The organism is Hymenobacter fodinae (genome assembly GCF_004745825.1).
Lineage (GTDB): Bacteria > Bacteroidota > Bacteroidia > Cytophagales > Hymenobacteraceae > Hymenobacter > Hymenobacter fodinae.
On record NZ_SRLA01000007.1, the window covers coordinates 181,481 to 208,130 of the forward strand.

20 protein-coding genes are annotated in these 26,650 nt (G+C 59.6%); 11 read left to right on the forward strand and 9 right to left on the reverse strand.

The genetic code is table 11. The annotated features are described in order from the left end of the window. Positions 1 to 34: 34 nt before the first annotated feature. The gene (locus EU556_RS24715) at positions 35 to 736 is read right to left on the reverse strand and encodes a hypothetical protein (RefSeq protein WP_135436927.1); all 702 of its coding nucleotides are present in this window, start codon (positions 734 to 736) and stop codon (positions 35 to 37) included. 814 nt (positions 737 to 1,550) lie between these two features. Between EU556_RS24715 and EU556_RS24720 the strand changes: the two genes are divergently transcribed. Beyond that, the gene (locus tag EU556_RS24720; protein ID WP_135436928.1) at positions 1,551 to 2,360 is read left to right on the forward strand and encodes a helix-turn-helix transcriptional regulator; all 810 of its coding nucleotides are present in this window, start codon (positions 1,551 to 1,553) and stop codon (positions 2,358 to 2,360) included. Between the two features lie 97 nt (positions 2,361 to 2,457). After that, positions 2,458 to 4,179, forward strand: coding sequence for a serine hydrolase domain-containing protein (locus EU556_RS24725; RefSeq protein WP_135436929.1), 1,722 nt, complete (start codon positions 2,458 to 2,460; stop codon positions 4,177 to 4,179). A gap of 904 nt (positions 4,180 to 5,083) precedes the next feature. On the opposite strand, the gene EU556_RS24730 is transcribed toward EU556_RS24725, so the two are convergent. After that, the gene (locus tag EU556_RS24730; RefSeq protein WP_167855709.1) at positions 5,084 to 5,416 is read right to left on the reverse strand and encodes a carboxypeptidase-like regulatory domain-containing protein; all 333 of its coding nucleotides are present in this window, start codon (positions 5,414 to 5,416) and stop codon (positions 5,084 to 5,086) included. Between the two features lie 134 nt (positions 5,417 to 5,550). Next, positions 5,551 to 6,969, reverse strand: a complete 1,419-nt coding sequence (locus EU556_RS24735) for a trypsin-like serine peptidase (protein ID WP_135436931.1) — start codon at positions 6,967 to 6,969, stop codon at positions 5,551 to 5,553. Between the two features lie 1,080 nt (positions 6,970 to 8,049). On the opposite strand from EU556_RS24735, the gene EU556_RS24740 reads away from it, so the two are divergent. The 5 genes from EU556_RS24740 to EU556_RS24765 all read left to right on the forward strand — a co-directional run bounded on the left by EU556_RS24740 (position 8,050) and on the right by EU556_RS24765 (position 11,940). After that, positions 8,050 to 8,436, forward strand: a complete 387-nt coding sequence (locus EU556_RS24740) for a hypothetical protein (protein WP_210116371.1) — start codon at positions 8,050 to 8,052, stop codon at positions 8,434 to 8,436. Positions 8,437 to 9,242: 806 nt separating this feature from the next. Next, a complete protein-coding gene (locus EU556_RS24750; RefSeq protein ID WP_135436934.1) occupies positions 9,243 to 9,755 on the forward strand; it encodes an RNA polymerase sigma factor in 513 nt (170 codons plus the stop codon). Next, positions 9,752 to 10,387: a hypothetical protein gene (locus EU556_RS24755; RefSeq protein WP_135436935.1), complete on the forward strand. Its 636-nt coding sequence runs from the start codon at positions 9,752 to 9,754 to the stop codon at positions 10,385 to 10,387. The genes EU556_RS24750 and EU556_RS24755 overlap by 4 nt, the downstream gene beginning before the upstream one ends. Before the next feature lie 126 nt (positions 10,388 to 10,513). Next, complete coding sequence (locus EU556_RS24760; RefSeq protein ID WP_210116372.1) at positions 10,514 to 11,581, forward strand: alpha/beta fold hydrolase; 1,068 nt, start codon at positions 10,514 to 10,516, stop codon at positions 11,579 to 11,581. Then, on the forward strand, positions 11,578 to 11,940 hold the full coding sequence (locus tag EU556_RS24765) for a DoxX family protein (RefSeq protein WP_135436936.1): 363 nt from the start codon (positions 11,578 to 11,580) through the stop codon (positions 11,938 to 11,940). Before EU556_RS24760 ends, EU556_RS24765 begins: the two co-directional genes overlap by 4 nt. A 168-nt stretch (positions 11,941 to 12,108) precedes the next feature. Here EU556_RS24765 and EU556_RS26800 read toward each other — a convergent pair whose 3' ends face one another. The 5 genes from EU556_RS26800 to EU556_RS24785 all read right to left on the reverse strand — a co-directional run bounded on the left by EU556_RS26800 (position 12,109) and on the right by EU556_RS24785 (position 20,510). Beyond that, a complete protein-coding gene (locus tag EU556_RS26800) occupies positions 12,109 to 12,567 on the reverse strand; it encodes an NAD-dependent epimerase/dehydratase family protein (protein WP_317128734.1) in 459 nt (152 codons plus the stop codon). A 98-nt stretch (positions 12,568 to 12,665) separates the two neighbouring features. After that, positions 12,666 to 13,076 (reverse strand): hypothetical protein, encoded by a 411-nt coding sequence (locus EU556_RS24775; protein ID WP_135436938.1) that lies wholly within the window; start codon positions 13,074 to 13,076, stop codon positions 12,666 to 12,668. Between the two features lie 308 nt (positions 13,077 to 13,384). After that, the gene (locus tag EU556_RS26220; protein ID WP_167855711.1) at positions 13,385 to 13,537 is read right to left on the reverse strand and encodes a hypothetical protein; all 153 of its coding nucleotides are present in this window, start codon (positions 13,535 to 13,537) and stop codon (positions 13,385 to 13,387) included. A 633-nt stretch (positions 13,538 to 14,170) separates the two neighbouring features. Next, complete coding sequence (locus tag EU556_RS24780) at positions 14,171 to 15,139, reverse strand: tyrosine-type recombinase/integrase (RefSeq protein WP_135436939.1); 969 nt, start codon at positions 15,137 to 15,139, stop codon at positions 14,171 to 14,173. 856 nt (positions 15,140 to 15,995) lie between these two features. Beyond that, complete coding sequence (locus EU556_RS24785) at positions 15,996 to 20,510, reverse strand: hypothetical protein (protein WP_135436940.1); 4,515 nt, start codon at positions 20,508 to 20,510, stop codon at positions 15,996 to 15,998. 290 nt (positions 20,511 to 20,800) lie between these two features. On the opposite strand from EU556_RS24785, the gene EU556_RS26225 reads away from it, so the two are divergent. Continuing rightward, positions 20,801 to 20,953 carry an erythromycin esterase family protein gene (locus EU556_RS26225; RefSeq protein ID WP_167855712.1) on the forward strand — a complete coding sequence of 51 codons (153 nt, stop codon included), beginning with the start codon at positions 20,801 to 20,803 and terminating at the stop codon, positions 20,951 to 20,953. A gap of 416 nt (positions 20,954 to 21,369) precedes the next feature. Here EU556_RS26225 and EU556_RS24790 read toward each other — a convergent pair whose 3' ends face one another. After that, the gene (locus tag EU556_RS24790) at positions 21,370 to 22,110 is read right to left on the reverse strand and encodes a hypothetical protein (RefSeq protein WP_135436941.1); all 741 of its coding nucleotides are present in this window, start codon (positions 22,108 to 22,110) and stop codon (positions 21,370 to 21,372) included. A 658-nt stretch (positions 22,111 to 22,768) separates the two neighbouring features. On the opposite strand from EU556_RS24790, the gene EU556_RS24795 reads away from it, so the two are divergent. The 3 genes from EU556_RS24795 to EU556_RS24805 all read left to right on the forward strand — a co-directional run bounded on the left by EU556_RS24795 (position 22,769) and on the right by EU556_RS24805 (position 26,643). Further along, a complete protein-coding gene (locus tag EU556_RS24795) occupies positions 22,769 to 25,132 on the forward strand; it encodes a C1 family peptidase (RefSeq protein WP_135436942.1) in 2,364 nt (787 codons plus the stop codon). After that, positions 25,113 to 25,709 (forward strand): M15 family metallopeptidase, encoded by a 597-nt coding sequence (locus tag EU556_RS24800; protein WP_135436943.1) that lies wholly within the window; start codon positions 25,113 to 25,115, stop codon positions 25,707 to 25,709. Before EU556_RS24795 ends, EU556_RS24800 begins: the two co-directional genes overlap by 20 nt. A gap of 73 nt (positions 25,710 to 25,782) precedes the next feature. Continuing rightward, positions 25,783 to 26,643 carry a caspase family protein gene (locus EU556_RS24805; RefSeq protein WP_135436944.1) on the forward strand — a complete coding sequence of 287 codons (861 nt, stop codon included), beginning with the start codon at positions 25,783 to 25,785 and terminating at the stop codon, positions 26,641 to 26,643. Positions 26,644 to 26,650 lie beyond the last annotated feature (7 nt).

Here is a 26,650-nt window from a genome sequence, read left to right on the forward strand (position 1 = left end):
TGATCGAACCTTGGCTGTTGGTTAAATCGAGTCGTTACGCTTGAACCGCCGTGGCGGGTTGGCCCAACGCGAACAGGTGCCGGTACGTGCTGCCGAGGGCCAGGCACACCGTCAGCGTCCAGCCCGTGACCAGCCACGGCGACCCCAGCACGCCGGTCATGGCCAGAAAGCCCGCGGCCAAGAGCGAGTTAAGCACCCCGAGTACCACCGCTACCGTCAAGGCCATGGGCAGGAAGAAGAAAGCCAAAAACACGCCCCGGCGGCCGTGCGGGTGCAAGGCCGTGTACGCCCGTGCCACGGGTAAGGCTACCGCAGCGACCACAAACGTGGCGCCCACAGCCCAGGCGAGGGGATAGGGCAAAAAGGGGCGCAGGGCATATACCTCATCGTTGCCCCCCATGAACACCGCGCCGAGCAGGCGAGCAACGGGCAGGTTGGCAAACACGAGCGCGAAGCCCAGCGACCGGTGCGGGATGGGGTTTTGGGGGGCCAGCAGGCGGTAGCCCCAGCCCATCATCGCGAAGGTGAACAACGGACCGGCAACCGTAGCCGCCATGGTACGGAGCGGGGCCTGCTCGCAGGTTGCGCACAGGCTCCAGACGTTGAAATCTCTCGGGCCCCAGCAGCCACACAGCAGGCGGCCCACCCCCGTGTGCACCAGTTCATGCGCTTCGCCCAGGAAGAACTGCAGGGCCACGAACGCCATCAAGGGCCACCAAGCAAACCTAATTTTCATGCGGCGAGGGAAAGGACGGGCACCTAAAACGAATAATAGACGACTCATAGTAGGCAAAATCCAGTACTTCCCCGCATCAGCCGCGTATTGTTTTACTGCCCCACCGAAGCTTCCGCTGAACTGGGCGTCTAAGGTGACCTCGATGGGGAGTTTATGACCATGGTTGATTCCGCTACTAGAGTAGTTCTTTGCTGGGGATTATTCTCTGTTGCTTGAAAAGTCCCTTTCGTAGGCTGGCCCGGCGTAGGCTGGCGGCTCACGTTCGAGGCCCGGTGCCTTCCTCCGTATGGCCGACCACGGCCAGGCAGACAGCAGCGGGGCCCCGCAGCTCCTTCACGGAGGAGATAAACGAAAGAAATTAGCCGGGTCTCGTTCTTACATTCCGTTAAGTGGAAAGTATGTTCAGCACAGGGAGAGTGCCGTCGTAAAAAGAAGCTCCCGGAGAATGAGCCCCCAGTGCCCAACTAGGCTTCCGGCCGACTGCGGGGAGTTGATGATCAGTCCGCTTGAATAGCGGAGTTGGCTGACAATGCAGTTCCCTTTTAACCGACGGCTACCTCGCAGGGCGGGGAGCCTCCTGCTGGCATGTGGTCCGTACCACGGGCTTTGGTGTGGGGGGTGAGGACCCGCTCAAGGGCCGCCGATCCTGAGCCGCCTCAACCCAAAAAAAGGCGGGGTTGGCTTAGATAGTGCTATCTTAACGTTAAACCTGGACGTGGTCGAGAAATCTTGCCGCCGCGGGCGACGTAACCCCGGACGGGGGCAGTACCGACCAGGAATAGTACGTCCGACCAGCCCCCTAAAGCCACCATGCATGCACTACGTAGGGACCGGGCAGTTTTTTGGGCAAACCAACCGCTTGCTGCAGGTGGGGGCGCTTACGCTCACGGATACCGAGTACACCCACGAGCAGGTGGACTGGCACTATCACGAGAACGCCTACTTCACGCTGCTGCTCACGGGGCAAATGCTGGAGGGAAGTCGTCAGCACCAGCAGTGGTGCACGGCAGGCACGCTGTTGTACCACCACTGGCAGGAAGCCCACTACAACCGCAAGCCCCCGGGCTACACCCGCGGCTTCCACCTGGAGGTGCCCCCGGCCTGGTTTGTATCGGTGGGCCTGACGCCCAGTGCCGTGCAGGGGAGCCTGCTGGTCCGGGACCCGGCCGTTACCACCATCCTCTACCAGATTTTGAGGGAAAGCCAACTCAACGATGCTTCCAGCGCCTTGGCCATTGAATCACTATTGACGGCAGGCCTGCAGCACTTGGCCCGGGGAGCGGCCCTCGTGCGCACCGTGGCGCCGCCCTGGGTCACCCAACTTCGGGACCTGCTGCACGACTCGCCGGACATGAGCTGGACCCTGACGGGGTTGGCCCAGGAAGTCGGCCTGCATCCGGCGCACCTGTCGCGCAGCTTTCCGCAGTATTTCTCCGCTACCCTGGGCCAGTATGTTCGCCACCTGCGGGTGCAACGGGCGCTGACCCTGTTGCTCGACCCGCAGCGGTCGCTGCTGGATATTGCCCTGGCCTGCGGCTTTTACGACCAGAGCCATTTCAACCGCTGCTTCAAGGCCCTGCTGCACGAACGACCCACGCAGTACCGACGCGTGCTGCGGCGGTAAGCCGCAGCGCCGGGCAGAGGAGGCCCCGTTAAATCTGTCCTATTTAACGGGGCTGAGGGAAGGTATTTTTGCGGCTGTCTCCCTTCTGCCAACTCTGATGAAACATCTGGTACTGCCGCTGCTGCCGCTGTTCATGGCCTTTCGGCTCGGGGCTCAATCCGCCCCGTTCGTGCCGGACCACGGCATCACTTCCCCCTTTCATCAGGCCCACGTGGGAGAAATCCTGTTCAGTGCGCAGGCCCTCCCGGCCACGGCCTACGTTGCTTCGGCGTTTGCCCCTTCCCAAGTCTTCACGCCGAAGAGCAGCCTGTTCATGACCGTGTTTTTGGGCACCTCCCTGACCAATGCCTTGCATGCGCTGGCTCCCGACGCGACGGCGGAAGAGCTGACCCAGCGGGGAAATTTTCAGTTTACGTTCCTCGTGGATCAGCAGCCCGTGTACGTGAGCAACCTCCACCCCGGGGCCCCCTACGCCGCCCTCAAACACGCGGAAACGGTGTGGCACAAGCCCCTGGTCAACAACGAGACCGCCACCAGTTGGTGGAGCCAGTCGCTGTGGAACCGGTTCCTGGCGGCGGGCGGCGAAAAAGCCCTGCGCACGGGCCCCCACCTGCTGCGGGTGGAAATTCGTCCCTATCTGCACACCACGCGGCTGCTGGTGGGGCCGCCGCTGGCGGCCGGGCAGGTTACCCTGGTGGTGAAGCCGCCCGTGATCGACCCTAATACCATCCGGTTGCGTTCGCTCGCTCCGTATCCGGGGCTGCCTGTTTCGCGGGCGCATCTGGATACCGCTAAAATCAAGGCCTTGAAAGCCAACATCGAGGCCGGGGTATTCAAGGCGATCACCAGCGTGGTGGTGCTCAAACAGGGGCAACTGCTCGTGGAGGAATACTTCCAGGGCGCGACCCGCGCGACCCGGCATGACCCGCGCTCGGTGGGCAAATCCTTCGCCTCCACCCTCACGGGCCTGGCCATCGCCGATGGCTTCCTCCGCAATGAATTTCAGCCGCTGCGTGACTTCTACGACATGCCGCAGTACCCGCACTACACGCCGGCCAAGGCCCGTATCACGCTCAGCGAGCTACTGACCATGCGTTCCGCGTTGGCGGGCAACGATGAGGAAGCCGATTCTCCCGGCAACGAAGAGCACATGTACCCCACGTCGGACTGGGTGCGCTTTGCCCTGAGCCTGCCCGTGGATTCGGTCAAGCCCCGGGGACAATGGGCGTATTTTACCGCCGGCGCGATCCTGCTGGGGGACGTGCTGGAGCACCGCGTGCCCGGCGGACTGGAAGCGTACGCGGACCGCCGGCTTTTCCGGCCGTTGGGCATCACCGACTACCGGTGGCAGTACACGCCCCAACACGTCGCCAACACGGCCGGGGGCGTGCAGCTGCGCGCGCTGGACTTTGCCAAGTACGGGTTGCTGTACCAGAACGGGGGCCGGTGGCAGGGTCAGCAACTGCTGCCCGCCGCCTGGGTCGCGAAAACGTTGAGCCACCAGGTCGCCCTTCCCCACCGGGTAAAGGAGTATTACGGGTACCTGTTCTGGAATAAAACCTACCACGTGCAAGGCAAGTCCTACGAAACGTACTACTGCGCCGGCAACGGAGGCAATACGATATTCGTGTTCAAGGACCAGCCCCTGGTGGTGGTCGTGACCGCCACCGCCTACGGGGCCTCCAACGCCCATGCGCAGGTCGACAAAATGATGACTGACTTTATCTTACCGGCCGTGTTAGGGACCAGGCCGCGCAAACCAGGCCGCGCCGCCGCGCCCCCCCGGCCCCGCGCAAGTCAGCGGCGGTACGTGCGCTAATCGCCCGTTTCTGTTGGCCCTCGAGTTAGAAAAACGAGCCTTTAGGCAGCCTATTCGTAAAAGTTGTCGCCAGCCCTGGTCGCCGTCGGGGGGTGGTTCTGCTTGTTACAGGGTGTGAAGTGGTTCCGCGGCGCGGGCCCGCAGTAGATCCCGGTGCCATTGACGCGGTAGTAGCACTTCTCTCCCTGCACGCGGATGGGTCCACCCACGCCTCGGGTGCCGAGGACGAGCACGTACAGAAAACAGGTGGTCTTCGGCGCTACGGTTCTATGATGCGTAGACGAGGGCGGCAGTTGGTGGGCTACCACCGCCGGCACATCGTGGAGCCCGTAGTTAAACACGGGCAGCTTCTCCGCAGTCATTCCGTCGGACGGAACACCAGTCGCAGGTAGTTGTCCGGTGCGCGCGGGCGCGGTGGCCCCGGGGCCGGAGCGTGCTTGAGTATCTTAAAGGACCGCGGCGCGGCGCACCACGAGTTGGGCGATCGCCAGCGCCGCCCGGCTGGCAAGCCCGGTGGGTCCGCGCGTGGTGCTGGGCCGGGGCTTTCGGCGGGGCAGCGGCGCCTTGCGGCTCGGCATTGGGCTCAGCCAGGGGCGGCGAGGGCGGCGCGGGGGCCTGATTACATCCGGCTGGGCAGCCAGTGCGGCGGTGCTTGTTAGGGGGATGCCCCTCACGGTCTGACGGGCCAAAGGCCGTAGTCTGGTCCGGTACCCGCGAGTTACCGCTTTTATGTCGAAACCGCGGGGGCACCGTGACGGAACCACTGGGGAGTGCCCGCCTCACGTAGGCCGGTCGCCGCGAACCGCTGTTTTTGCCGCCCTGCTGGGCCACCTGCCCCGTGGCTGGCCCGGCGCGGGGAGGAGTGTTTAGGGGTGGACCTACACGCGGGTCTTGCCCGAGTGGGTTAGTACTCCTCCCGCTGCGCGGAGTCATCCGTAAAAAAGTGCTCCTCCCCGATAACATTCAGGTCGCCGGTAGGCGGATGCTCCAGATCCAGCCATATTTCCACGAAAGGGGTTTTGTTGCGAATCACCTGAACGGGTATGTCATCGCTGGCTACCTGCCCGAAAGCCTTGATGATATAGTGGCCCGGCCGCAAGTTGTCAAAGCTAAACAACCCCTTCGCATCGGTGAGGGCCGCGATGTCAGGGTGCGAGGGGCCCGCCACAATAACCAGGTTGACATCCTCCACCGGGAGGTTATGGGTATTCAGGACAATACCAGTGATAGATCCCATGACAGTTGGTGCATTAGGGGTGAGATAACGTAGCACTAGCCCGCTGAAGCTTACCATAAGCAATAAGAAGCCCAGGCCGGATAAGGCTACCCCGCCCGGGCTTCCTACCCGAATGGTTTGGTTCCGCCGGGACCTTAGGCCGCGCCGCCTTCTAGCCGCCATTTTTTAAGGTTGTCGAAGACCGGCTTCGTAATGCGGGTCGCGGAGTTGCCCGACGTGGCGCCGTTGGTGTGAATGCCCACCACGATGCGGCTGCCGTCGGGACTTTTAAACCAGACGGGGGAGCCGCTTTGTCCGCCGGCCGTGTCCATATCGTACGTAATGGTGCGGGCCGTGACGCCCTTGGCTTTGCGCCCATTAAACCACATCGTACCTGCGGGTTTATCCCCGGGGTAGCCCGCCGTATTAAGGCGTTTGTTGAGCAGGAAATCATCGGGGAACTGCCCAAAGCCGAAGGCCCCGATGTTGGGAGAAATACTGTCGGTGCGCGCCAGCTGGATGACCCCGTAATCGTAGTTCCGGGACTTGTTCGAGACCCAGCCTTGCACCGAGCGGAAAGCCTGGGACGTATAGTGCTTGAACGGTTCGGCTTGGTCGTTGCGGCCCGGGGTTACCACAATTTGCCGGGCCCAGCCCCCGTGCCCGTGAATGTACACGCAGTGCCCCGCCGTAAGAATAGTGCGCGGCCCGATAAAGAAGCCGGTCCCCAGGTAATTCTTGCCGTCGGCCGCCTGAATTTTCAGGTGACAGATGCGCTTCCAGGGAACTACCGTGGTGTCATTCACGCGCACCCGGTCATCAAGCCCAATGACAACTTCCAGCGCCTCAATTTGCTGAGCCAGCGATTGAATGGCCGATTCATCGGTTTCGGCTGCCTCATCAGCGCTTGCTTCCCCATCCGGTGCCGCGCTGGCTTCCAACTGCTTGATGATGGTTGGATTGACCCCGGCCTGACGCAGCATCTGCAGCAGGGCGGGACTGAGCTTCCGGCCGCTAGGCTTGGCCATACTGCTTACCAGCTTGGTGCCTTGCTTTACCGCCGCCCCGGCCAGACTGGGCAGCACTGCTTTGGCGAGGGGGAGTACCAGCGCGGCCAGGGCCCCGAAAAACTCCTGACCATCCGGGCCGGCTTCAGTATCGGCGAAGGAGGCTTCCACGACGGGCTCCGCTTCGGCGCTGGCTTCCGCCGGTTGAGCCTCCTGCCACCCTTCCACGTTCTCGTACTGCGACTCCGTGTCCGTTGCCTCATCGGCTTCGGCGAACGACTCGTCGGCGGTAGCCCCTTCGTTGTTCGCCTTGGTAGCGCGCGACGTGGGGCTGCTCACCGGCCGGTGCCCATCGGTCAGCGTTGCTTCCGTATCTGTTTCGCTGCCAAAGCCCCCGCTGGTTTCCGCGTTATCGCTTTTGCCGAGCACTTCATTCATGACCTCCGGCTGCCCGGTTTCATCCGCAGCGTCACTTTCACTAGGCTGTCCCATCAAGCCGGAGCCAGTAGGCGGCAGGTCGAATTGGTCGTGGCCGTTACGTTGGGATACTCTGAACTTTGTTTCCATGATAAAGGGGGTATAAAGGTTACTGTATGCTTTAAATTACTAACGGCCCCGAGGAAGGTCAACTATATAATTATGTGATTATCAATATGTTACTATATTTATTAGGTTGTACTACCAGAAGGCTATTGCCCGTTGCGAGGGCTAGCACCGGCGGAGAAAATTGCCCCCCTGCAGCTAGTGATGCCGTGCCCACCCCCTCCAGGTAGCGCTCAACAACCAGGGGGGTGTGATTAGCGGACCCCATCTGTTCGGCCGGTCCCTAAAGCGTAGCCCGCGTTATCTGGGCTGGCTTGCCGCTTGGCGCCATGCAGGTGCCCACCGGGATGGCGGAGGAAGGCACAAGGGCTCGAGAACTAATCGCCTTTGCCTAGGAAGCGCACAGGGTAGGGGGGATGGGAGTCTATCAGTTTCACGGCGTAGGCAGCGAGTTCTTTCGCATCCCGGCCGGGGCCCACCGGGCTTTACTCAGGTACTTGGCCGCGCATCCGGAGCAGTATCACGTGCTGACCTTACCGGAGGCGGTGCCCCCCCGTGAAGCAGGACCTTACCAGATTCCGGCCAAAAAGGCGGCTTGGCGGTGCTTCCTGGGAGCGCTGGTCGCTAAAGCCGCGGTTTGCTGCCTGTGGCCACCCGACGCGATAGGTCGGGAAGCTTACTGCTCGCTCAAGGCGTGACGACGCCCAAAATAGAGACCCCTAGCTGGTCTCCCCCCACTACCCGTCGGCCGCCCGCCACGCATTTTGCGCAAGATGTTGAGGTCAGGCCACGGGGAAAGCAGCTAGACCTTCCATAACGAGTAGGTCGTCACGGGCTGCCTAGGTTTTGGCGGCCGGGGGCTCACACCGACGTAGATGCTCTTCGACTTCGTTGGCGCACGAGACCGTCCCGGTAAAGGGTCATGGGGAGCAAAGGAGGGCTTAACATAATAGAAAAATTAATATATATGCAATAATCTAATCAACAACACATTACATGGCGCGATACCAATGGCAAGCTCAACTGTATTCCGTATATTCGAACTGCGACCCTTCCCGTGTTAGCCTAGTGTCCATCCCCGCCTCTCTGTGCTATGAAAATAACTTGGCCGTCATCCTGGCGGAAGCCGAGGGGCAGTATTTGCGGGTGGAATGGAAGCGGGCGGCGTGGCACCTACTGGCGGCACAGCTGGTGCTGGAACAGTTGCTGGTCTGGGTGCGCCTCACCGGCTACGGGAAGGTGCTGATCAAGCCGCCGCCGCTGCCGTCCTTCCCGCTGGGCTATCACACGTGGCTGCTTTACAACTGGCTGCCGCGGGCCAAGGGGGCGGGGGCGTGGTGCTTTGCCCTATTTCCCCCGCGGGACTTGTTCGCTCACCTGGGCTTTATCGATTTTCTTTCCCAGCTGCGCCAGCGTCAGATAGGCTACTACGTAGCCGATTCGCGGGAGCAGGCTGTCACGTGGTTGCGGCAGCAAACCCCTACCAAGTGAAGGATAGAACGCCGGCGGTGGACATAACTCGGCGTACGAGTAAGGGGGCTACCAGCGGCGTAGTAGGCTAAGTACTTTTTCGCTTTTGGCTGACCGCATAGTGGACGAAAAGCTCTCTTACCCTTTTTCAGCAAGATGCACGAACAAGAACGCCTACGACTGGGACCGTACCAGGCTCCCGCACCACCTGCCACGGTCCTCACCGCGCAAGCCGGACAGGACTTACCGCGCAGCGTGGCTTCCGGGGTAGCAGTCACGCACGCGGTGTTGACTCTACTCGCACCGCTCCGGGAGGAGGGCAAGGAATGGCAGCGGTGGGCTTTGCTCCCGCAGTGCTTTGTCACGAGCAGGACTTGGGGTACCTAGCCGGAAATACTGGTGCGGCCGGAGCATTTGATTTTGCATCGTGGGTGGCCGCTGTGGGTGCCCGACGGGGGGGAGTAGTGGAGCTCGGTTAGTGGGCCCAACTGGTTCCCAATGCCTGGTGACGGGGTTGGATCACTCCACCTTCTTGAGCCATTGGGGTACCTCGTGCAGCCCAGTTGACAAAGTGGCGACAGGCGTACGTTAGCCGAGGACTACTGGCTCCATCCCTCCGGCCTTCGCTGAACGGGTCAGAAAGACCAGGCTATCAAAATTGATTAACCAGGTGAAAACTGCCAACCAAATGCGTCCGGCTGCAGCATGCCTGCTTTGCTATCTAAGCGCACGGGGCCCATTGTAAAAAATATGCGGAGCGCACGTAGTTTTTCGGGGGACCTGGCTACTAATGCCGTAGCTACCTTTCTGAGTCACGACCCACTCCCATGTGCGAGGAACAAGAAACCATTTTCCTAGCCGCGCTCCACCCGCACTGGGGACTAGTGTACCGGGTGTGTCGCCTCTACTGCCGCGACACCGATGACCGCCAGGATTTACAGCAGGAAATCCTGTACCAACTCTGGAAAGCCTACCCGAGCTTCCAGGGCAGAGCTAGATTTTCCACGTGGCTCTACCGCGTCGCCCTGAACACGGCCCTCACCTACGAGCGCCAGCGTCGCCGCCGCCCCGCCGCCGCGCCGCTCCCCGACGGGGCCCTCGAACTCGCCGCGCCGCTCCCAGCCCCCGAGGCGGAGCAGGTGCAAGTGCTGTACGCGGCCATTGAGCAGCTCTCGGCCGTGGATAGGGCCATCGTGCTGCTGTACCTGGAAGAGCAGACCTACGCCCAGATTGCCGAGGTGACGGGCTTGACGGTAAGTCACGTAAGCGTGCGGCTGGTGCGCCTGAAAAAGAAACTCGAACACGCCCTCAAACGGGCCTTAGCCGACCTCCCCGCATGAGCCCCGACTGGAAACTGCTCCAAGCGGCCTGGCAACAAGGCGCCCCGCCCGCCAGTACCCGCGCCCTACAAGCCAACGAGTTGCGGACCCTGGTGGCGGCCCGGTACCGGCGGGAGCAGCGCCGGGTGGGCAACTATGTGGTGGGGTCGGTCTGCTGGCAGGCGATGGTCTACGCCGCCTTGAGCTATCTGGCCCTGCGCTATCGGACCGACCCGAGCACGCTCGCCTACTGCGGCCTGGGCGGGTTGCTGTACCTGCCCTTCACCGTGGTGTTCGTGCGCCAGCTGCGCGGCTACACCCGCCGTTACCGAGCCGATGACGTTTCGAGTGCGGCGGTGCAGGCCCACCTAGGGGAGCAGTACGAAGCGCTGCGGCAGTTTTTTCGCTTTAAACAACGCTTTGACCTACTCGCCACGCCGGTTACGGCCCTGGTGATGGTCGGCTTGTTTATTCGCCTGCGCTGGGTGCCGGCTTTCACTACATCGCCCACGCCTAGCCTGCTGTTGGGCGGGCTCATCGTGGGGATTTTTGCCCTGGCCCTGCGCTGGGAAAACCAACACCAGTTTGCCGGCCCCTTGCAGCGCCTGTCCGCGCTGCGACAAGACCTGGACGCCAGCGGAACCACCGGCTAAGTACCGCCCCACCAGGATTTGCGCCAAGCCCGCGGCCGGATGGCCGCGGGGGTAGGCACCTTATGCCGAAGCCATGAGGAACAGGCTAGATCCTATGGCTGAGCCACCTTTTCACTTCCTGACCATATGTTTTATCTTCCGACTTCCGGGTGGCCGCGGTGCGCCGCCAACTTTTTCGTGCGGCGGCGCTGGGCTCGCTTCGTCGCGGGGGCAGCGCTGCTGCTCGCGCAGAGCCTCCTGGCGCCCCCAGCGGCGGCGCAAGCCGGCTTTGTACCCGCCAATGGGATGACCCTGGCCTATGAAAGCCTGGGCAACCCGCGGCGGGAAACCATTCTACTCATTGGCGGCACCGGTAGTCAGCTCACGCACTGGTCGGATGCGTTCTGCCAGGCACTCGTGGCGAAAGGGTTTCGCGTGATCCGCTTTGACCAGCGCGACTGCGGCCTTTCCACCCGCCTGGAGGGCGCTGGTCTGCCGGATTGGCCCAGCCTGATGACCCGGCTGGCCGCGGGCCAATCGGTCCCGCTCGCCTACACCCTCTCCGACCTGGCCCGGGACGCGGTGGGGCTGCTCGACGCGCTGGATATTCGTCGGGCGCATGTGGTGGGCGCCTCCATGGGTGGCATGATTGCCCAACTAATCGCCACCACCTACCCTACCCGGGTGCTCTCGCTTACTTCCCTCATGGCGACCGATGGTAAGCCGGGCCTGCCGCCCCTGGCCAAACCGGAGGTGCTGGCCCAGGCGCCCCCGCCGCCCACCGACCCAGACACGGCCGCGGCCCTGGTCTATGGGGTGCGCACGCGCCAGTTGCTCGGCAGTCCCGCCTACCCCACGGCCGAGGCGACCATCCGGGCGGAGGTAGCGCGCGAGCTCCGCCGGAGCTGCTACCCGGCGGGCTACCAGCGCCACGCCGCCGCGGCCCTGGTCGAGAGCCAGCACGACCGCCGCGCGCAGCTACGCACCCTCCAGGTGCCCACGCTCGTCGTGCACGGCGATGCCGATCCCCTGGTACCCGTCGCGGCAGGCCAAGACGTGGCCGCCACCATTCCCGGCGCGGAGTGGCTTCTCCTGCCGGGGGTGGGGCACGAGGTGCCGCTTCAAGTAGTTCCGGTCCTGGTTGACGCCATTGCGGCGGTGGCCGCCCGCGCCCACCGCCGGCCACCGATGTACGCTCACCCACGGCCACAATGACGGTTTTCTTGTGGAGTCTGCAAGGCCTGCTGGCGGCGGTATTTCTGCTAGCGGGCACGGTGAAGCTAACCCAGCCGGCCGCCACCGTGCGGGCCCTGGCGCCGGCTGGATTTTCCCTTTCCTTCCTGCGGGGGCTGGGGGCCGTGGAACTCCTCGGGGCCGTCGGCGTGCTGGTACCCCAGGGGACGGGCGTCTTGCCTTGGCTAACCCCACTCGCGGCGGGCGGGATGGGGGTGGTGCTGGCGGCCGCCATCGGGGTGCACGCCCGGCAACGGGCCTTCAACCGACTGCCGTTCCTACTCTTCCTGCTCGCTAGCGCGCTTGTGGTGGCTTACAGCCGCCGCCACTTCCTAGGGTAACGGTAGGGTCTTGTCCTACACAACGTTGGCCGTTGGTTTACCGAAAGCGGCGAATTTCGCCAAAGGTTACTGCCCGACCAATGTTTTTAGCGGGGGCTGCCTCCCGGGCCATTGGGCTTAGTGCTTCTACCTGGTGCCTCTTACTGACTTACCCCTGAAGGGTTTGGTTTACGCGTTTGTGCCGGGGCAAGAAGGGGGAGATGCCACGTGTATCTGGGCCCACACTTTCGCAGCCATGCCCGCCCCCTGCACAGCCCGGCGCAACACGTCAGCGTCTACGAAATCCGCAACTATCCGCGTGGTGGCAAACGGCGCTCGGTCAATGCCTACTACCTCATGCTGACTAGCCAGCTGGTTGTAGATCGCGCGTCCCACTCGCCCGGAACTACCGGTCACGACTATTTTCATTCGCCTGCAGATAACAACGCCTTGAGGAGGAGGATTTGGCAGCGGCAAAGATGGGCCGTACAGCCGGGTCGCCGCACGAGCCGGTTCACTCGGGTGAAAGGAGCCATTGCGCGGGTGGATGAAGACGCAGCGCAGACCGCCGTACTGGGGGAGGAGCTCACCGCGCAGAACCAATGGAAAAATACGCTCTGTTGCTTGGCTCGGACTACTCCAGATCATCCACCTGAAGCTGCTTGTAATGGATCCTAATCGACCGTTTGGGATATGTTATCCACTCCACGATCCTGCTGATGCTCCTTGCGCCCAGTAAAGTAGGGCTATTCCATTTGGTAGTCGAAGCGCCCCTGGGTGATCCGCACCTGCCGGCCAGTGGCCCGGTTGGTGGCGACAAATTCGAAGCGCCCCGCCAGAATCCGGGCCTGGCGGTCTACCCGGGTCAGCGTCAGCGTGCCCGAGGCGGGAGCCTGGGAGCTGTACGGGCCAGCGGGGGAGTAGTACCAGCCCTTGACTCCCCCTTTGTGAGGGGAAAGCGAGAACGGATACGTGGTTCCCGCTTCCAGCACCATACTGTCGGCTTCCAGGAACAGCAGGGGCGAGTCAGATCTTTTTTCGTCCGTAATGCCGAGCGAAAAATTCGAGTGGGTGGCCGTGGTGCCGAGCCGGAAAGCCAGGCTCGTGCCAGAACGGCCCCGGCCATTGCGAGGAATCAGCACCGCGCCATCGACCAAACAGCCCGCGTGGTTTGCGCCCCGGGTTGTTTCGGCCGGCAGCGCGGGGGAGACCTCCTGCGGTTGACAAGCCCCAAGGAGGACGGCGAGGAGCAGGTGCCCGGCACGAGCCAGAGGGGAAGGCGTGGTTGTCGTGGTAGCCATAATCAGCCGCGAATCTAGGGAATGAGGCAGGTGTACGCCCGCAGAAAGGATAGCAGCCCGCTTCAGCGCACTCCCTTTTCCGGCGTCGCCCAAGGGTAGGCAATGTAATCGCTCGCGGACTGTTTATTCTCGCGCCCAGGGGAGCCCGGGCGCAGGAACTGAACCTATCGCGGGGCCAAGTTACGGCGCGACACTTCCCGAAACCAGAAGTGGCCACGGGGCACCGCCCCGGCGGCAAGCCGGGTAAGGGCGGGGCGGGCGGCCAGCTCGTCACGCAGGAATTCGCCGGGTGTAGCCGCAGGGGGAACCGCCGGCAACCTTGGCTACCGGGGGCCCCTCGTACCTGCCGCTACCCACCCAGCTCACCCGTAACGCCCCGGGGCGGGGCGGGCGGCGTGGTTCCTGCGCCAGCCCCGGCGTACATCCAGCCGCGGGAGTAGGCCCAGCGGCGGGCACTTCCCGCGGGGAACTGGGAGGCACAAGCCTACGACGGCCCGGACAACAGCACTAGCAGGCATAAGCTCCCTCGCACCCATCAGCGCAAACGAGTATTCAGCTGCCCCCACGGTCGCGGGCGCCGGAACTCGCCGCGAGTTTAGCTCCCCAGCCTCGGGCGGGTGCTAGGTGGATTGGCGAACTGCCCTCCGGTCTCGCCGGGCCCCTTGGATCCGCAACGGGCCTGCGGGCGGCTACGCCCCCTGGTGCGAGCACCCGGTTCCCCGGGCGCGGCGTGGCGCCGCCCCGGCTCCTCCTCCTCCAAGCAACTTCCGCTCAGACCGGGCGCCCAGGCGTTACCCCCGGCTGACGCCGCGACCCTTGACCAGGCCGCCTAGGCACCGGCGCCAAACTTAGTACCGATAATGCTCAATTGTCGGTACTAAGTTTGGGTCAAAAAACCGGCTTTTTGGCCGGATTTCCAAGGTCGCTTTTTGCCGTCCAGATTTGTTCTGTTAGAGCCCGAGCTCCTTGGCCGAGTTATGCTGGCGCACATTGTCGAGTCGGGTGTAGCGCCGGATCATCGCACTCGTCTTGTGCTTGGTCTGGTTCATCACTTTGGAGTCGTCGGCGCCGTTAAGTTTGGACACCGTCACGAACGAAGCCCGCAGCGAGTGCGCCGTATACTGCGCGCCCAGGTACTGCTGCACAATCAGGTTGGTGTACTTGGTCGTCATACGCCGGGTCGTCAGCTGGTTGTTTTTGCGCAGCGAGACAAACACCGGACCCTCGGTGCGACCCAGCATCCGCAGCCAGGCCTGCAATGACCGGATCGGACACAGCGCCGAGTCCGGCGAGTAGAAAATGGCTTTCTCTTCGGCTTGCCCCAGCTGGTTGGTTTTGCTGTGCGGCAGCGTCACCACCAAGCCGTCGTCATCAAAGGCCAGGTCTTCAATGTTGAGCGCTTCGAGCTCCGAGCGGCGGAACGCGCCGGTGAAGCCCAGCAGCAGCAAGGCCCGGTTGCGCAAACCCGCGGGCACCGTGACATCGATGCTTTTGATGGTGCGCTTAAACGAATCGAGGGAAAACGCGGGCGCCTGCTTTTGGCGGGTCTTGATTTCGCGTGCAATGCCGCGCAGCAGCACCTTGAGTTTTTTGTCCGTCGTGGGCGACTCTACGCCCGCCAGCTCGTGGGCCTTGGCAATGGCCGCCGCATGCCGCTCGATAGTCGCGTACTTCTTGCCCGTGTCGGCGAGCTCAGTCAGAAATCCGACCAACGCTTCGACCGAGGCCGGCAGCGCCGCCATCTCGTGGAGGGTGCACCAGGCGGTGAAGCGCTTCCAGTCCCCGGCGTAGGCGCGCACGGTGTTGGCTGCCCCGCGCAGGCCCGAGGCGATGTAGCGGTGGGTGGATTCGAGCAGGTGTGCCGGCACCTGGCCAGCCGGCTGGGAGGTGATGACGGGCAACTGGTTTTCGGTAGCCATATATATAAGGAGTAGCGCGCCTAAAAAACGGGGTGAAATACGAATTTACGATAAGGACCGATAAGTGAACCTTATCAGTCCTTATAGTTTTCACCCTGCCTGGGTAATCGCACTCCGCAAACGAGGATAGTTACATCACCTATGTCAAGAAACCCCTCGTTTGTTTTACATAGGTCAAGCTAGCTATGTAAAACAAACGAGGGGTTTCTTGACATAGCTAGCTTGCATCCCTTTCTAGCTAGTTCTTTTTCTGCGTGCAAACAAACTGGCCACCAGCTGCTCTTCCGCCTGCGGTAGAACTGGAAACATGAGCCGTACTGAAAAAACTACCGGCTGCTCACCGTGCGTTAGCGGAGCTCAACGGCTTGGTCGCCGCAAATCCCCGACGAGAGCATTCTGCTTGATACACTGCCATTGCAGGAAGCAAAAGACAGTTTGCTTATGTAGCCGTTCTTAACCGCCGAGAAGTTTTCGTGGCCGAAGTGTGAGCAGAACACAACCGCAGAAACTGTTCTGGGCGGAGGCATCCCGCTACAAGGCACGGCGGGCGTTACCAAAGACCTAACAGGCAGCCAACGGCCTCGGGTTTTCAATCTCACGGCCGGATAATGTGGCAGGCAAGGTCACAAAAAGTTACCCAGGCGGCGGAACCCGATGTGGTCTAATTGTGCAGCGCGGCGGTAACTGCCCGGCCCAAGCCCTTGGGGGACGGCGGGTGTGGAGGCGCCGCTCCTATTCTCAACCAGCATCTGGCCGACGTTTCACTGGTGCAGCACACGGGCCAATACAGATAAAGCCAACTGCCGGGTAGAACTCCACAGAGCGTAGATCGGCTGAAGTTTATGGTATTTGGGCCTTACTGCACAGGATTTTCACCAGATTTGGTGGCAGCATTCGGCAAAGGCGCACTGCCGAAAGTGGGCAGCCCGAAAAAGCGTGAAAGCAGCAGTGCTCCTGACAAAGCCGTTGTGAGTAAAGCTTCTGCTTGGCTCAGGGAACCGTGCTGCGTTACGATGATAAACAGGCAGGCGGCGACCAGAAGCAAGAAGACTGGAAAGCTGCGGTGACGCCAGCTACCAACCTTATCTGCTTCCTGCTCGGCCTCCTTTTCAATGCGCAGCGCCTGGGAAGGGGGCAGACCAATCAGGATAAAGGTTCGGAATGTTTCATTAACAATCCGCAGGCCCAGTTGATCATACACCAGCAAGCCACGGTGCAGGAGGTCATAAATTAGCTGGGGCTCACGGCCATTTACCAATCCGTCCTGAGCCAGGTCGTAGAGCAGGTGGCGCTCGTTCGGGGCGAGAGTCTCCCAAAGCTGACGCAGTTGCAACTGCGCGCGGCGGTGGATAGCAAGAATGATATCGTCCTCCGTGGGCTGCCGGCCTGATCGTGCACTAGCAAGCAGGAACTGCTCCAGCTCCGACTCCAGAGGTGCCAGAAAGGGAAGGGCATCGCATTCAACCCGCACATACCACCGGAGCAGAAGGTAATGCTTGACCTCCCTTATATTCAGGGTTTCAGCGGATGGGGATGGTGCCTTTACCCCCCCCGTTATCCCCTCAGCGGGGAAGGACGTCCGATCTAATGCCTTTCGCAATTTATCTTCGAAATTGCTTTTATCCCGCGTGAGCTCCTGGCCGTCGGCGGTCCAGCTCACATCAGGGCGCAGTGGCCGCCGGGGGTGAAAGGGCTCATAGGCTATCACAAAGCCCGCTAACACGTCCAGCAGCCTGTCACCCTGTTGCCAGTACACCTCGTGCTCATCTTTTCTGGGACATTGCTGAGGGCTATGGCCGCAATCAGCAAATAAGGATGGGTGAACCCTCGATACTACCACCAGTCGCGCGGCAGCGGGCAACTCAGTAACGAGATACTCTAATAATTCAATTTTGGCCCGCGTCATTGACGTATCGTGGACCCGGTAATCAAAATGATCCAAAACCAGGGTATAAATGTCAGCGGACTTTGCTTCTTCAACGGCCTTCTTTAGCAAAGCCTTATTGTTCTCCGAGCTGGCTTCGTCTTCTGTTGCAGGCACGAGGCGATAGCAGCTTACGGACTCATTCGCTTTGTAACGATCCGGAAGTCCCCCCCCTGTCGGATTGATTAGATAGCAGTGGACAGCAACTGGCTCAGCTACAAGTGGCAGATCGGGACTGAGAGCAGTCTGTTGCATAAGGTTTTTAAGGCTGAGCAAGTCAAGGTTAAATACCCGCCGGGCCAGAAGTGAAAGCAGGATGTACAGCACTACTAGCAGTAAGGCCAGCATGCCCAGTTGCCGTAAGGTGCGAGGCAGGTAGTGAGGCCAAGATTCGCCCTTTGTAACGGCACTTGGCCAGTACCAGTGTCTCCCCCAGGCCACGTCGCTGACGAAGGACATGAGCTTGTCATGAGACCCATCGGGGCGGGCATGATAAGACCATACGCGGGTATCGTTGTCCCGCTTTTTCGTTCCCCAATAAGTAGCGTAGTCTCCAAAGGGCAGGGTGCTGCGTCCACTTTGCTGCAGCGTATCGAAACCGGGATGCAGCCACTGGACGATCTGTCGGAAGTTGCGCACTGCCCTAGAAGGAAGTTTTTCCCATGCATCAGAATCAGATGAGTAGTACTTGGTGCCGAAGAAACCAGATAAATAGGCTGTTTGCGCCGCGCGCTCATTTGGCGTGAGGTGTTCGGTCTCTGCCCGGTCTTCTGCTGCGCGTAACTGGCTGATCAACTGCAGATGATCGTGATGCAGCTGGAGCTCACGTTCAACCTGGTAAGCGAGGTGATAACAGTATATTGCCGGCGCAATACTGAGTACAACCAGCCAACCCAGCAGCATGCAGATATAGGCACGGCGGAAATACTTGTATGACCGCCGCCCTCCGTGTTTGTTTTCGGGAGCTTTCCAACGGCCAGAAACGTACCCGACAAGCCGCATCAATAGAAAAAGGGCGGTGTGAAATAATACTATCGTAGCAAACGGTACCCAGTCGTCGGGGGGGGCCTGAGCCTCGGCAGACAACGCCGGGCCGGTCCAGTAAAAGGCTAAAATACCGTATACGGTCAGTGTGGCGGCTACCAACCCAAACACCCGCGGCGAAGCTTTGGTCGCGTCCTCGGGCAGCTGCAGGATTCGGAAGCCATAACCAAACAGGTGTACGGGTAAGGTGACGAGCAAAAAGATCAGCACTGGGGCCTTGATGAACAAGGAAAACAACCACAGCAGCACGATCCCACCAGCCAGTGCCGCAGTTATCTTCCAATAATGCATCTCCCGTTCCGATCTTGCCCAGAGTCGTCGCAGTTGATAAACGATATCAAACATGCGGTGGCGCCTAGGCAGTATAATAATATACAGCAGCAGGAACAGCAGGTGGGCCAGTGCGACCATGCCCAGTAAGGTAGACGCGAAGCTCAGCGCCTGCATGTGATGCGTGCGCACCGGCCTCAAATCTATCATGGCAACCAGAAACAACGGCAGGTTAGCCCATGATTGAGCGTACAGCCGGTGGGGTCTTCCCTGATATTGCACAACTCCCTCGGCCGGCTGCCCGGTAAGCATCACCGTACGAAGCAGGCTGCCCGGCTCCGCATCCTGGAGTAAATTTTCACTTAGCGCAAGCCGGCTGTCAGAGTGAAACAGTACCTGTCCCTGAGCGTCGATGAGGCAAAAGCTGAAGCCAGGTGGCAGCACCGGTGAGGCAAACGTGCGCAGCCGGGTAGTATAAAGGTTCAGAGGCACCGGGCTGGTCGCTCGGGTACCGGCGGAAACAGCTGCATTATTTAGAAAGCGGCCACTGCTAAAAAAACGTAGCAGCGACGGGCGCACGAATACGGCGGACTTGTTGCCGGCGCGTCCGTAGCGTACTACCGAAGCCAGCCGGAACGATGCCGCAGGGGTACCCTGGCAGAAGCTGTCGGGTGTAAGTACAGCCGGCAACTGCCACATCTGGCCAAGGAGCCCCGCACGTACAAAGTCCCGGTCCAGTAAACTCGGGTTGAAACGGGTCGGTAAGCTGTCAATCAGCACCAGGGCTTCCCCGGCAGAGTCTAGCCAGTGTAGGCGGTCATCAGGCTGCCAGGTGCGCCCCCAGTCTGACGATAAGACCTGCCCTGGCAATAACTTGAGCCCCGGCAGGAAGTATTCTTTAGGTTTCCCTCCCCTAGCACTCTCATGATAACTGGCGCGCAAAGATCGCAGGGGTTTTTCCTGCTTCTGTAGCAGCTGCTGCGCCTGGTCCTGAAGTAAGCCATTCTCTGCCCGTTCCGCGGACAAAGCCAGGCAGGTCAGCTCCTGACGCAACCGGGTATCGGCGCGACCCACTATTTCAGTGAGTTGATGGTGCTGCAGATCCGGTTCTATGTCGTATTTGGCCACTGGAGACATTGACAACACGACCAGAAAGGTGGTGCCGAATACCAAGGAGAGCCCGCAGCCTACTACATCGGTGTAGTTCAACCGCTCTCGGGCATGCATCAGCACTATTTTCAAGTAGGGCAGAGCCAGAATACCAAACAGAATAAGAGCCAGCATGACCTCCAGGACGCTGTCGGGTAACGCCCGCTGCTGGGCGCGAAAACTGTCGGTTGGAACTGCGCCAACCAGCAGCCAGGTCACCCCTCCGCTAAGCCTGATGGGTTGGGTGAAGATCTGGTGGGATCGTCCGCTAATGCTGAGTTCGCCCTGTCGGGCGCTCAAGATACCAGTGGTGTCTTGCAGCCAGAAATGTTTTCCGGCATCTTGCGGACCCAGCACGACAGCTGGCGCTTCAAACGTACTATAGTACACCCTGGATATTGGCAGCAACGCCTCTTTCTCTCCTGACGAGGGCGGCCCCAGAACCAGAAAGTGAGCAAACACGTCCGGTCGCAATAGGTCCCCTACCACGTCCTTTATGCCTACGGTGGTTATGAGCTGCAGCTGCTCGTTGAAGCCGTAGTTCAGTTGCACCTGCTGTCGCATAGGGAGCCAGGCAGTGCTTAACAGGTGCCCTGCGGGCGTGCCTGCGGCGCTGTTGAGTCTTTCAAAGGCCGGACTATTTAATCCTTGTCGGTTCCAAGTGTAGCGCAGGGTAGCAGCTACGGATTTGATACGGTTGGAGTCCGGTAAGTGCCGGGGCGTTGATACCGGGGTGCCGGACTTGTTGAGGGAAACGTTATAAAGGATCTCCCGCCGCATAGCAGTGACGCGCTTTTCGTATGCTTCTGCTTTGCCCTTTATGTTTTCCCCCATACGATTCAGGACCCGGAAATAGCGAGCCCGAAGGTATTCTTCCCGGGCAGGCAGGTAACTCAGCGCATAGGCTGCCATGGCCAGTACAAACAGAAGAGTAAGGCCCAAGGTCAAACCGTGGCGATGCAGCAGATAGGTAGGGGAACGCATCACTCAGTTAAGTTCAGAACTGATACTCTTCGCTTGCACTCAGCAGGAAAAGAAAGTCAGGGGCCACGAGAGGCGCTTACTTTCTGAGCACTGAACACGCTTCTACCGTCGTTCTTGGCAGCTGCTCAGCCTGCGCTACGCGTCAAGCAGGAGGTGGCCCCTATGCTCAGAACCAGTGCGGATATCTCGGATTATTATGCGGGGGAGTAGGAACGGAGCCTAGATCTTTAACGTGTCCACCGCCTTGGCACTACCCGAGCTTTAATGACCTGCGGGCAGATTGGGGCGGCGTGAGCACCCAGTACCTGTCCAAGCCGCTCGGACCAGCCTACGTGGCTCAAGGCTTCGCCACGGGCCAGGGCACGGCTAGCGGCTTCAACCAAGACTGGATGGTCCATGCCCTCGCGCTAACGCCGCCCCTTCCTAAGCCCGTTGAGGCGTGACGCGACCATATGCGGGGCTCTTGCCCGTAACCGACCAGCTGCAGCGGGGTAGCTTTCTATCCCACCCCAGCGTTGTACCCAACCAAGTGAAAGCGGTGGTCAAAAGCTGAATTGCCTTCTCGAGCATCCATGCCCGGGGTGCGTTCACGGTTGGGGCGGAAGTGGCCTTGGATAACACGCAACTCGAATTGAATTTGGCTGGGGCTGACGCGGAGGGGGCTGAGTTATTTAAAAAACGGTAATTCTTGATCCCGCACGCTCAGGCCTGGTCTTCTCTCCTTCGTCAGGCTTGATTCATCTCCTGCCGATGGCACAGCAGTTGGCGACCCGCTGTGGTGCCCAAGAAGGCGCTAACAGATTTACGTGGGGTGAAAACTAGATTTACTTTGTTAGCACGTAGCAATCAATAAGGCGAGCTAGGCCGAAGCCGTCACTTCATTAACTGATTTAGCCATCATAGCTTCGCGCTTCCGGTCCCGAATAGTTAGCGTAAGCACGGTTTCAACGTTGTTATTTTGCTGGGAATGAGTTGTTTTGCCTAAGCTATCAAAGTTGCCATTGAGATCAGTGAAGCTAATAACTTGCGTAAAAAGGGGCTTATCTTCCACTCGTTCGAGAATGCTTCCTACCACAGTGCCGACCTGCAGCAGCAAGTCAACAGCTACGCCTGTAGGACCAGCTACAGCTTTACCAATTTGCGCTATCAGAGAAGTATATTCAGGATTCTCTTTTACGTGAGCCAAGACCTTGCCTGTGTTACGAAGCTTGTTTTTACTCTTAAGCACTGACAGTAATACATGAATTTGAGAAGGGGCGGGCGAGCTATCCGTTTCTTTCTTCCAAAAATAGGCGGTTCGGTCAACGGGTAACGACTCATGATCATCAACTCCCGCGAATCCCTGCAAGGTGAGCGTTTGAGGCTCCTTGGTTAAATTATCCAGCACCACTATGAGCACGTAAACGTCCGCATACCCCGGAAAAGGCCATATAGTCTCGGTGCCATTATCCTTAATTAGGACTTGGGAGAGGCGCACTTCGATACCAGAGACCTCACTAGACTGTGGAATATCTCCCCCCCGCGCGCGAACGAGTCGATGATTGGAATCAGGGAGCTTGATGGTGTCGATAAACGCATCAGCTTGCAATGAGAGGGCCATGGCTGTAATGTTTATGAAAGTGCCTGTATGTTGTTCCTTGGAAAGCAGCGTTTTATGGAGAATTACCCTAGATCGCTAGGTGCGTTGAAAAGACAGTGAGGCGTAAACCAGCGGAACAGAAGCTGAAGTCGGATTCACGACCGGTGTGGCTTTGCGTAGGGTAAGCACCTACGATTAGCAGCACACTAATCATTCGCAGGGACTTTCCTATTTGTCGCGGTAGAGAGTAGTTAGGCTACGTCAACTGAGCGTTACTAGCACGCTCTCTCGACGCCGAGAGCAGGTTTTGCTATCTCTCATTCAACTTACCATCCCACTGGTGCTATCGAATCAGTACTGGCACTGAATTCTGTATTCACCACATCAGCTTCAAACGAGCTATCCTACCAAATCAGAATTGCCCTAGTACAAGCTCTGACCGCACAACTGCAAGTGGAGAGGTTACTGGTGGATGACGCTGCTGATTGTTCAGTGCTGGCACTGATTTGAAGAAGAGATTGAAAGGATAGAATTGTACAACTGCTTGGCGGCCCAAATAGGCCGCCAAGCAGTTGTATGTATCCCACTAGCCTTAATTTTTCATTTGAATAAAAGGGCAAATTGCCCTGCTATTCGCTGTTGCTAGGATTAAATCCGATCTGCCTTTTTCAACATCGCGGTGGACTCTCAGCCTATTCCTAAAAAGCGCTATTTCAGCACCCGTCCGGATACGCTTGACTTCCGAGACCAGCGCTATCGCCCTTCTCTAGTGCGGGTACCAGCTCGCATTACCGTGCAGGATTATGAGATGCGTTTTGCCGGCCATCCCATTCATATCCTTGACCAAAAGGAATCAGGTCATTGCACGGGATTTGCACTGGCGGCAGTCATCAATTGTTTACGGCAGCTACGCCAAGGCGAGGAGTGCGCAACTGAGCCCGTCAGCCCCCACATGCTTTTTGCCATGGCGCGGCGCTATGACTCCTGGCAAGGGGAAGCGTATGAGTGGGCTAGCGCACGTGGAGCGATGAAGGGGTGGCACAAACACGGGGTATGCCGACTCAAGGAGTGGGGACCTGACACTCCTCCGCCAGGCAACTTGCTGCCCCCACCAGTACGCGAAGATGCCTCCCGCACCCCACTAGGGTCCTATTACCGGGTCAACCACAAGGACTTGGTAGAAATGCATTCGGCTTTAGCTGAAGTTGGGGTGCTATTGGCAACAGCCCAAATTCATCCGGGCTGGGGAGGAGGCCCAGGTTTAGATGGGCCCGACCCGGCTACGGGCCTCATCAACTACACGCCAGCTCGCCGTTCCGGGGGCTCGGAAGCTATTGAAGAACAGCAGCAGGAACAATTCAGTGGCATTGACGTGTGCCACGCTTTTGCCATTGTAGGGTATGATGACCGAGGGTTTTGGATTCAGAACTCCTGGGGTACCGCCTGGGGAAAAAAGGGGTTCGGATTACTCAGCTACGATGACTGGCTCCTCAACGGGCGTGACGTGTGGGTGGCGCAGCTTGGTGCCCCCGTCCGAGTTAACCTACGGGGGGATGAGAGCACGACCAGCCTGCATGAGATATCAGCCAGTGAAGTCACTAAATCTCTGGTTCTGGCTGATCTCCGTCCGCACATTGTAAGCTACTGCAACCACGGGGGACCCCAAGAGACCGGTACCTACGGCAACAGCCGCGACGCAGTCCGGCAGCTGTTGCTGAAGTCAGCCGAGGGGGCCGTGCCACCCTTACCTTCCTCCTACCTAGATCCTTACCTGAACCGTAAAGCCCCCCTGCGCCTGTTGCTTTATGCTCCCGAAGGACTCGAAGATGGTCATCAGGCCGCGAGAAGCTTGCTGCCCGTGCTACCAACGCTTCTGCACGAAGAGGTGAACATCTACCCGCTACTACTTAATCGCCGTAGCGGCCTGGGAACCCCGCTGCTTAGCCAATTGCAATTGGCCTATGAGCAACGCCAGCCTGATTCAGGGGCAGATAAAGATGCCGTACTACCCTCCGTGCGGGAAAGACTTCCGGACACGCTGGAAGCATTGGTTCGCACCCGGGGTGAACTGCTCTGGCAGGAATGGAAAAAGGCCGCGTGGCGGCTATTCTGGGCCGAAGATCAGGAGGATTCCTGCGAAAACGAGCTGCTTCGTGAACAGCGAGCATCGCTGCCAGAGCCGGTGGAGCCCCTCCCCCCCCTTCCTGCCAAAAATGGGAGACCGGCCACCACGGACCCCCGCCAGCTAGGGTGCTACGGCATTGGGTACGACTTACTGCTGCGGCTGCAAGAGCTGCGGGAGGCGGCTAGTAAAGCCGAGCTGCATTTACTGGGGCATGGCGTCGGCAGCCTTGCCATCGTACGATTGGTACAAACACTACTGAAGGACGCCGAGCAGGGAAAGTCTACGCAAAGGTTTTCGCTTCTGCACCCGATGAGCATCACACTTTGGGCTCCTGCTTGCTCCCTGGCGCTGCTCAATAACACCGTGGGTGAATACGTGCGGCGGCATCCCGCATGCCGTTTTACGCTGTTTACGCTCACCCCCGAGGCCGAGGCCAAAGATCAGGTTGGGCCTTACTACCGGCGTTCTCTGCTGCATCTAGTGGCACGTTCGCTTGATCGACACGAAGCAGGTGCCTTAAAGCTAGCTGGCCTGACTCGAGATCTGCTGCCTTATCGCCACCCGCATGCCGACCGCGCGACGGGGCAGCAACTATGTTTCGGGATGTCAGTTGGGGTATCCGCCAGGGCTGCCCCCGCAAAGGCCAGTTGGTTGGTAGCACCAACCCCCGAAAACCTACCACAACAGCTACGCTCGGACGCCAGTACGCATCGAGGCTTTGCCACTGACCCCGCTACGTGGGCGGCTACTTGCGCCCGTATTCTAAACATACGGGATACCCCCGGGAAACGGGACTTTTTTGCTGACCGGTTTGATTTCCGAGCCTTGCAAACCGCAACGGCAAAGATGCCATCGGCTTCTTCCCTCCCTCATCTGCCATCCTTTCATTTCCCTAGCCATGGCTTCTCGTTCGCTTGATGATCTACACCCGCTGTTGGCGCAGGCCTATCGCCGTGCCCGTGACGAGTACCACCAGAAGTATCCGCAACGGCCGCAACCCTTCGTCACCTGCACGTACCGCTCACAGGAAGAGCAAAAGGCACTACACGCCCAAGGCCGCCTGCCGTTGACCGAAATAAATCAGCTGCGCAACGCCGCCGGTATGACGCCAATCGGAGCCTCGGAAGGTCAGAAGCGCGTCACGAACGCGTCACCGGGCCAGTCGGCTCATAACTACCGCCCAGCCTTGGCCTTTGATGTGGCCTTTATCACCACCGACCAGAGAGTGGACTGGAACCCCCAGTTATTCGCCCTGTTCGCGCCATTAGTACTAGCTGTAGCCGGCACGGAGTGGGGCGGAGCTTGGACTAGCTTCCAAGACTCCCCCCACTTTCAGTTGCGCGACTGGCGCACTTACCTGAATGCCTCGCGGCCCCGCACTCGTGAGGCTATTGCTGCCACTGAAGAGCCTCTACACGAGATAGAAAACTTCAACCCGGAACGTACGGAGGAACTAGCAGAGGCTCCCCCTACCGCATTGCGCAGCCAACAGTAAAGCCCGGACCACTTGGGCAACCAGTGAGCCCCAGCTCGAATGACAACTATCCCCCTTTATTAGCCTCATTACCATGGCACAAGCTTACTCTTTACATCTGGGACTCAACTACGTTGACCCCACTCACTATGTGACCTCTGCTGGCCAGGGTTGGAATGGAGAGTTGTATGGCTGCGAAAACGATGCCCGCGACTTAGCCGCGCTCGCCCGCCAACAAGGATTCGCCCAGTCAGAAATAGCCTTGACCCAAGAAGTAACGGCGGACTTCGTTGACAGCTCGCTGCGCAGATTTGCCGATCTAATGAAGCCTGACGATCTGTTTCTGCTCACCTATTCAGGGCATGGCGGTCAACTTACAGATTTCAATGACGACGAAGCCCAGGACGAAAAGGATGGCTTGGATGAAACGTGGTGCCTTTATGACCGCCAGATGTCGGATGATGAACTGTACATGCTGTGGGCACACTTTCCACTAGGCTCCCGCCTCCTAGTTCTATCCGACAGCTGCCACAGCGGTTCGGTAGTCAAGAACAGCTTCTACGGTACCTCTACTACAGACAACCGTACGGCTGAGGGCAAGCGCTACCGATTTATGCCCCGTAGCACTCGAGTGGGCACAAATCAGAAAAATAAGGAGCAGTACGAGGCCAACGATAAAAAAGTAACGGCTGAAGCGGAAGAGCAAGGGCGTGTAAAGGCGTGCGTCCGGCTGATTTCAGGTTGTCAATCCGACCAACTTTCTCAAGACTTGGATGATAATGGCCTGTTCACGATGCAGCTCAAGAACGTGTGGGCTGATGGACAGTTCCAGGGACCCTATAGCAAGTTTGTGCAGGCAATCAAGCGTAGGATGCCCGAGGAACAGCAACCCAATCATATGACGGTAGGAGCGCGCAACGCCGCCTACGGCCGTCAACGGCCTTTCACCGTTTAGCTTTTCC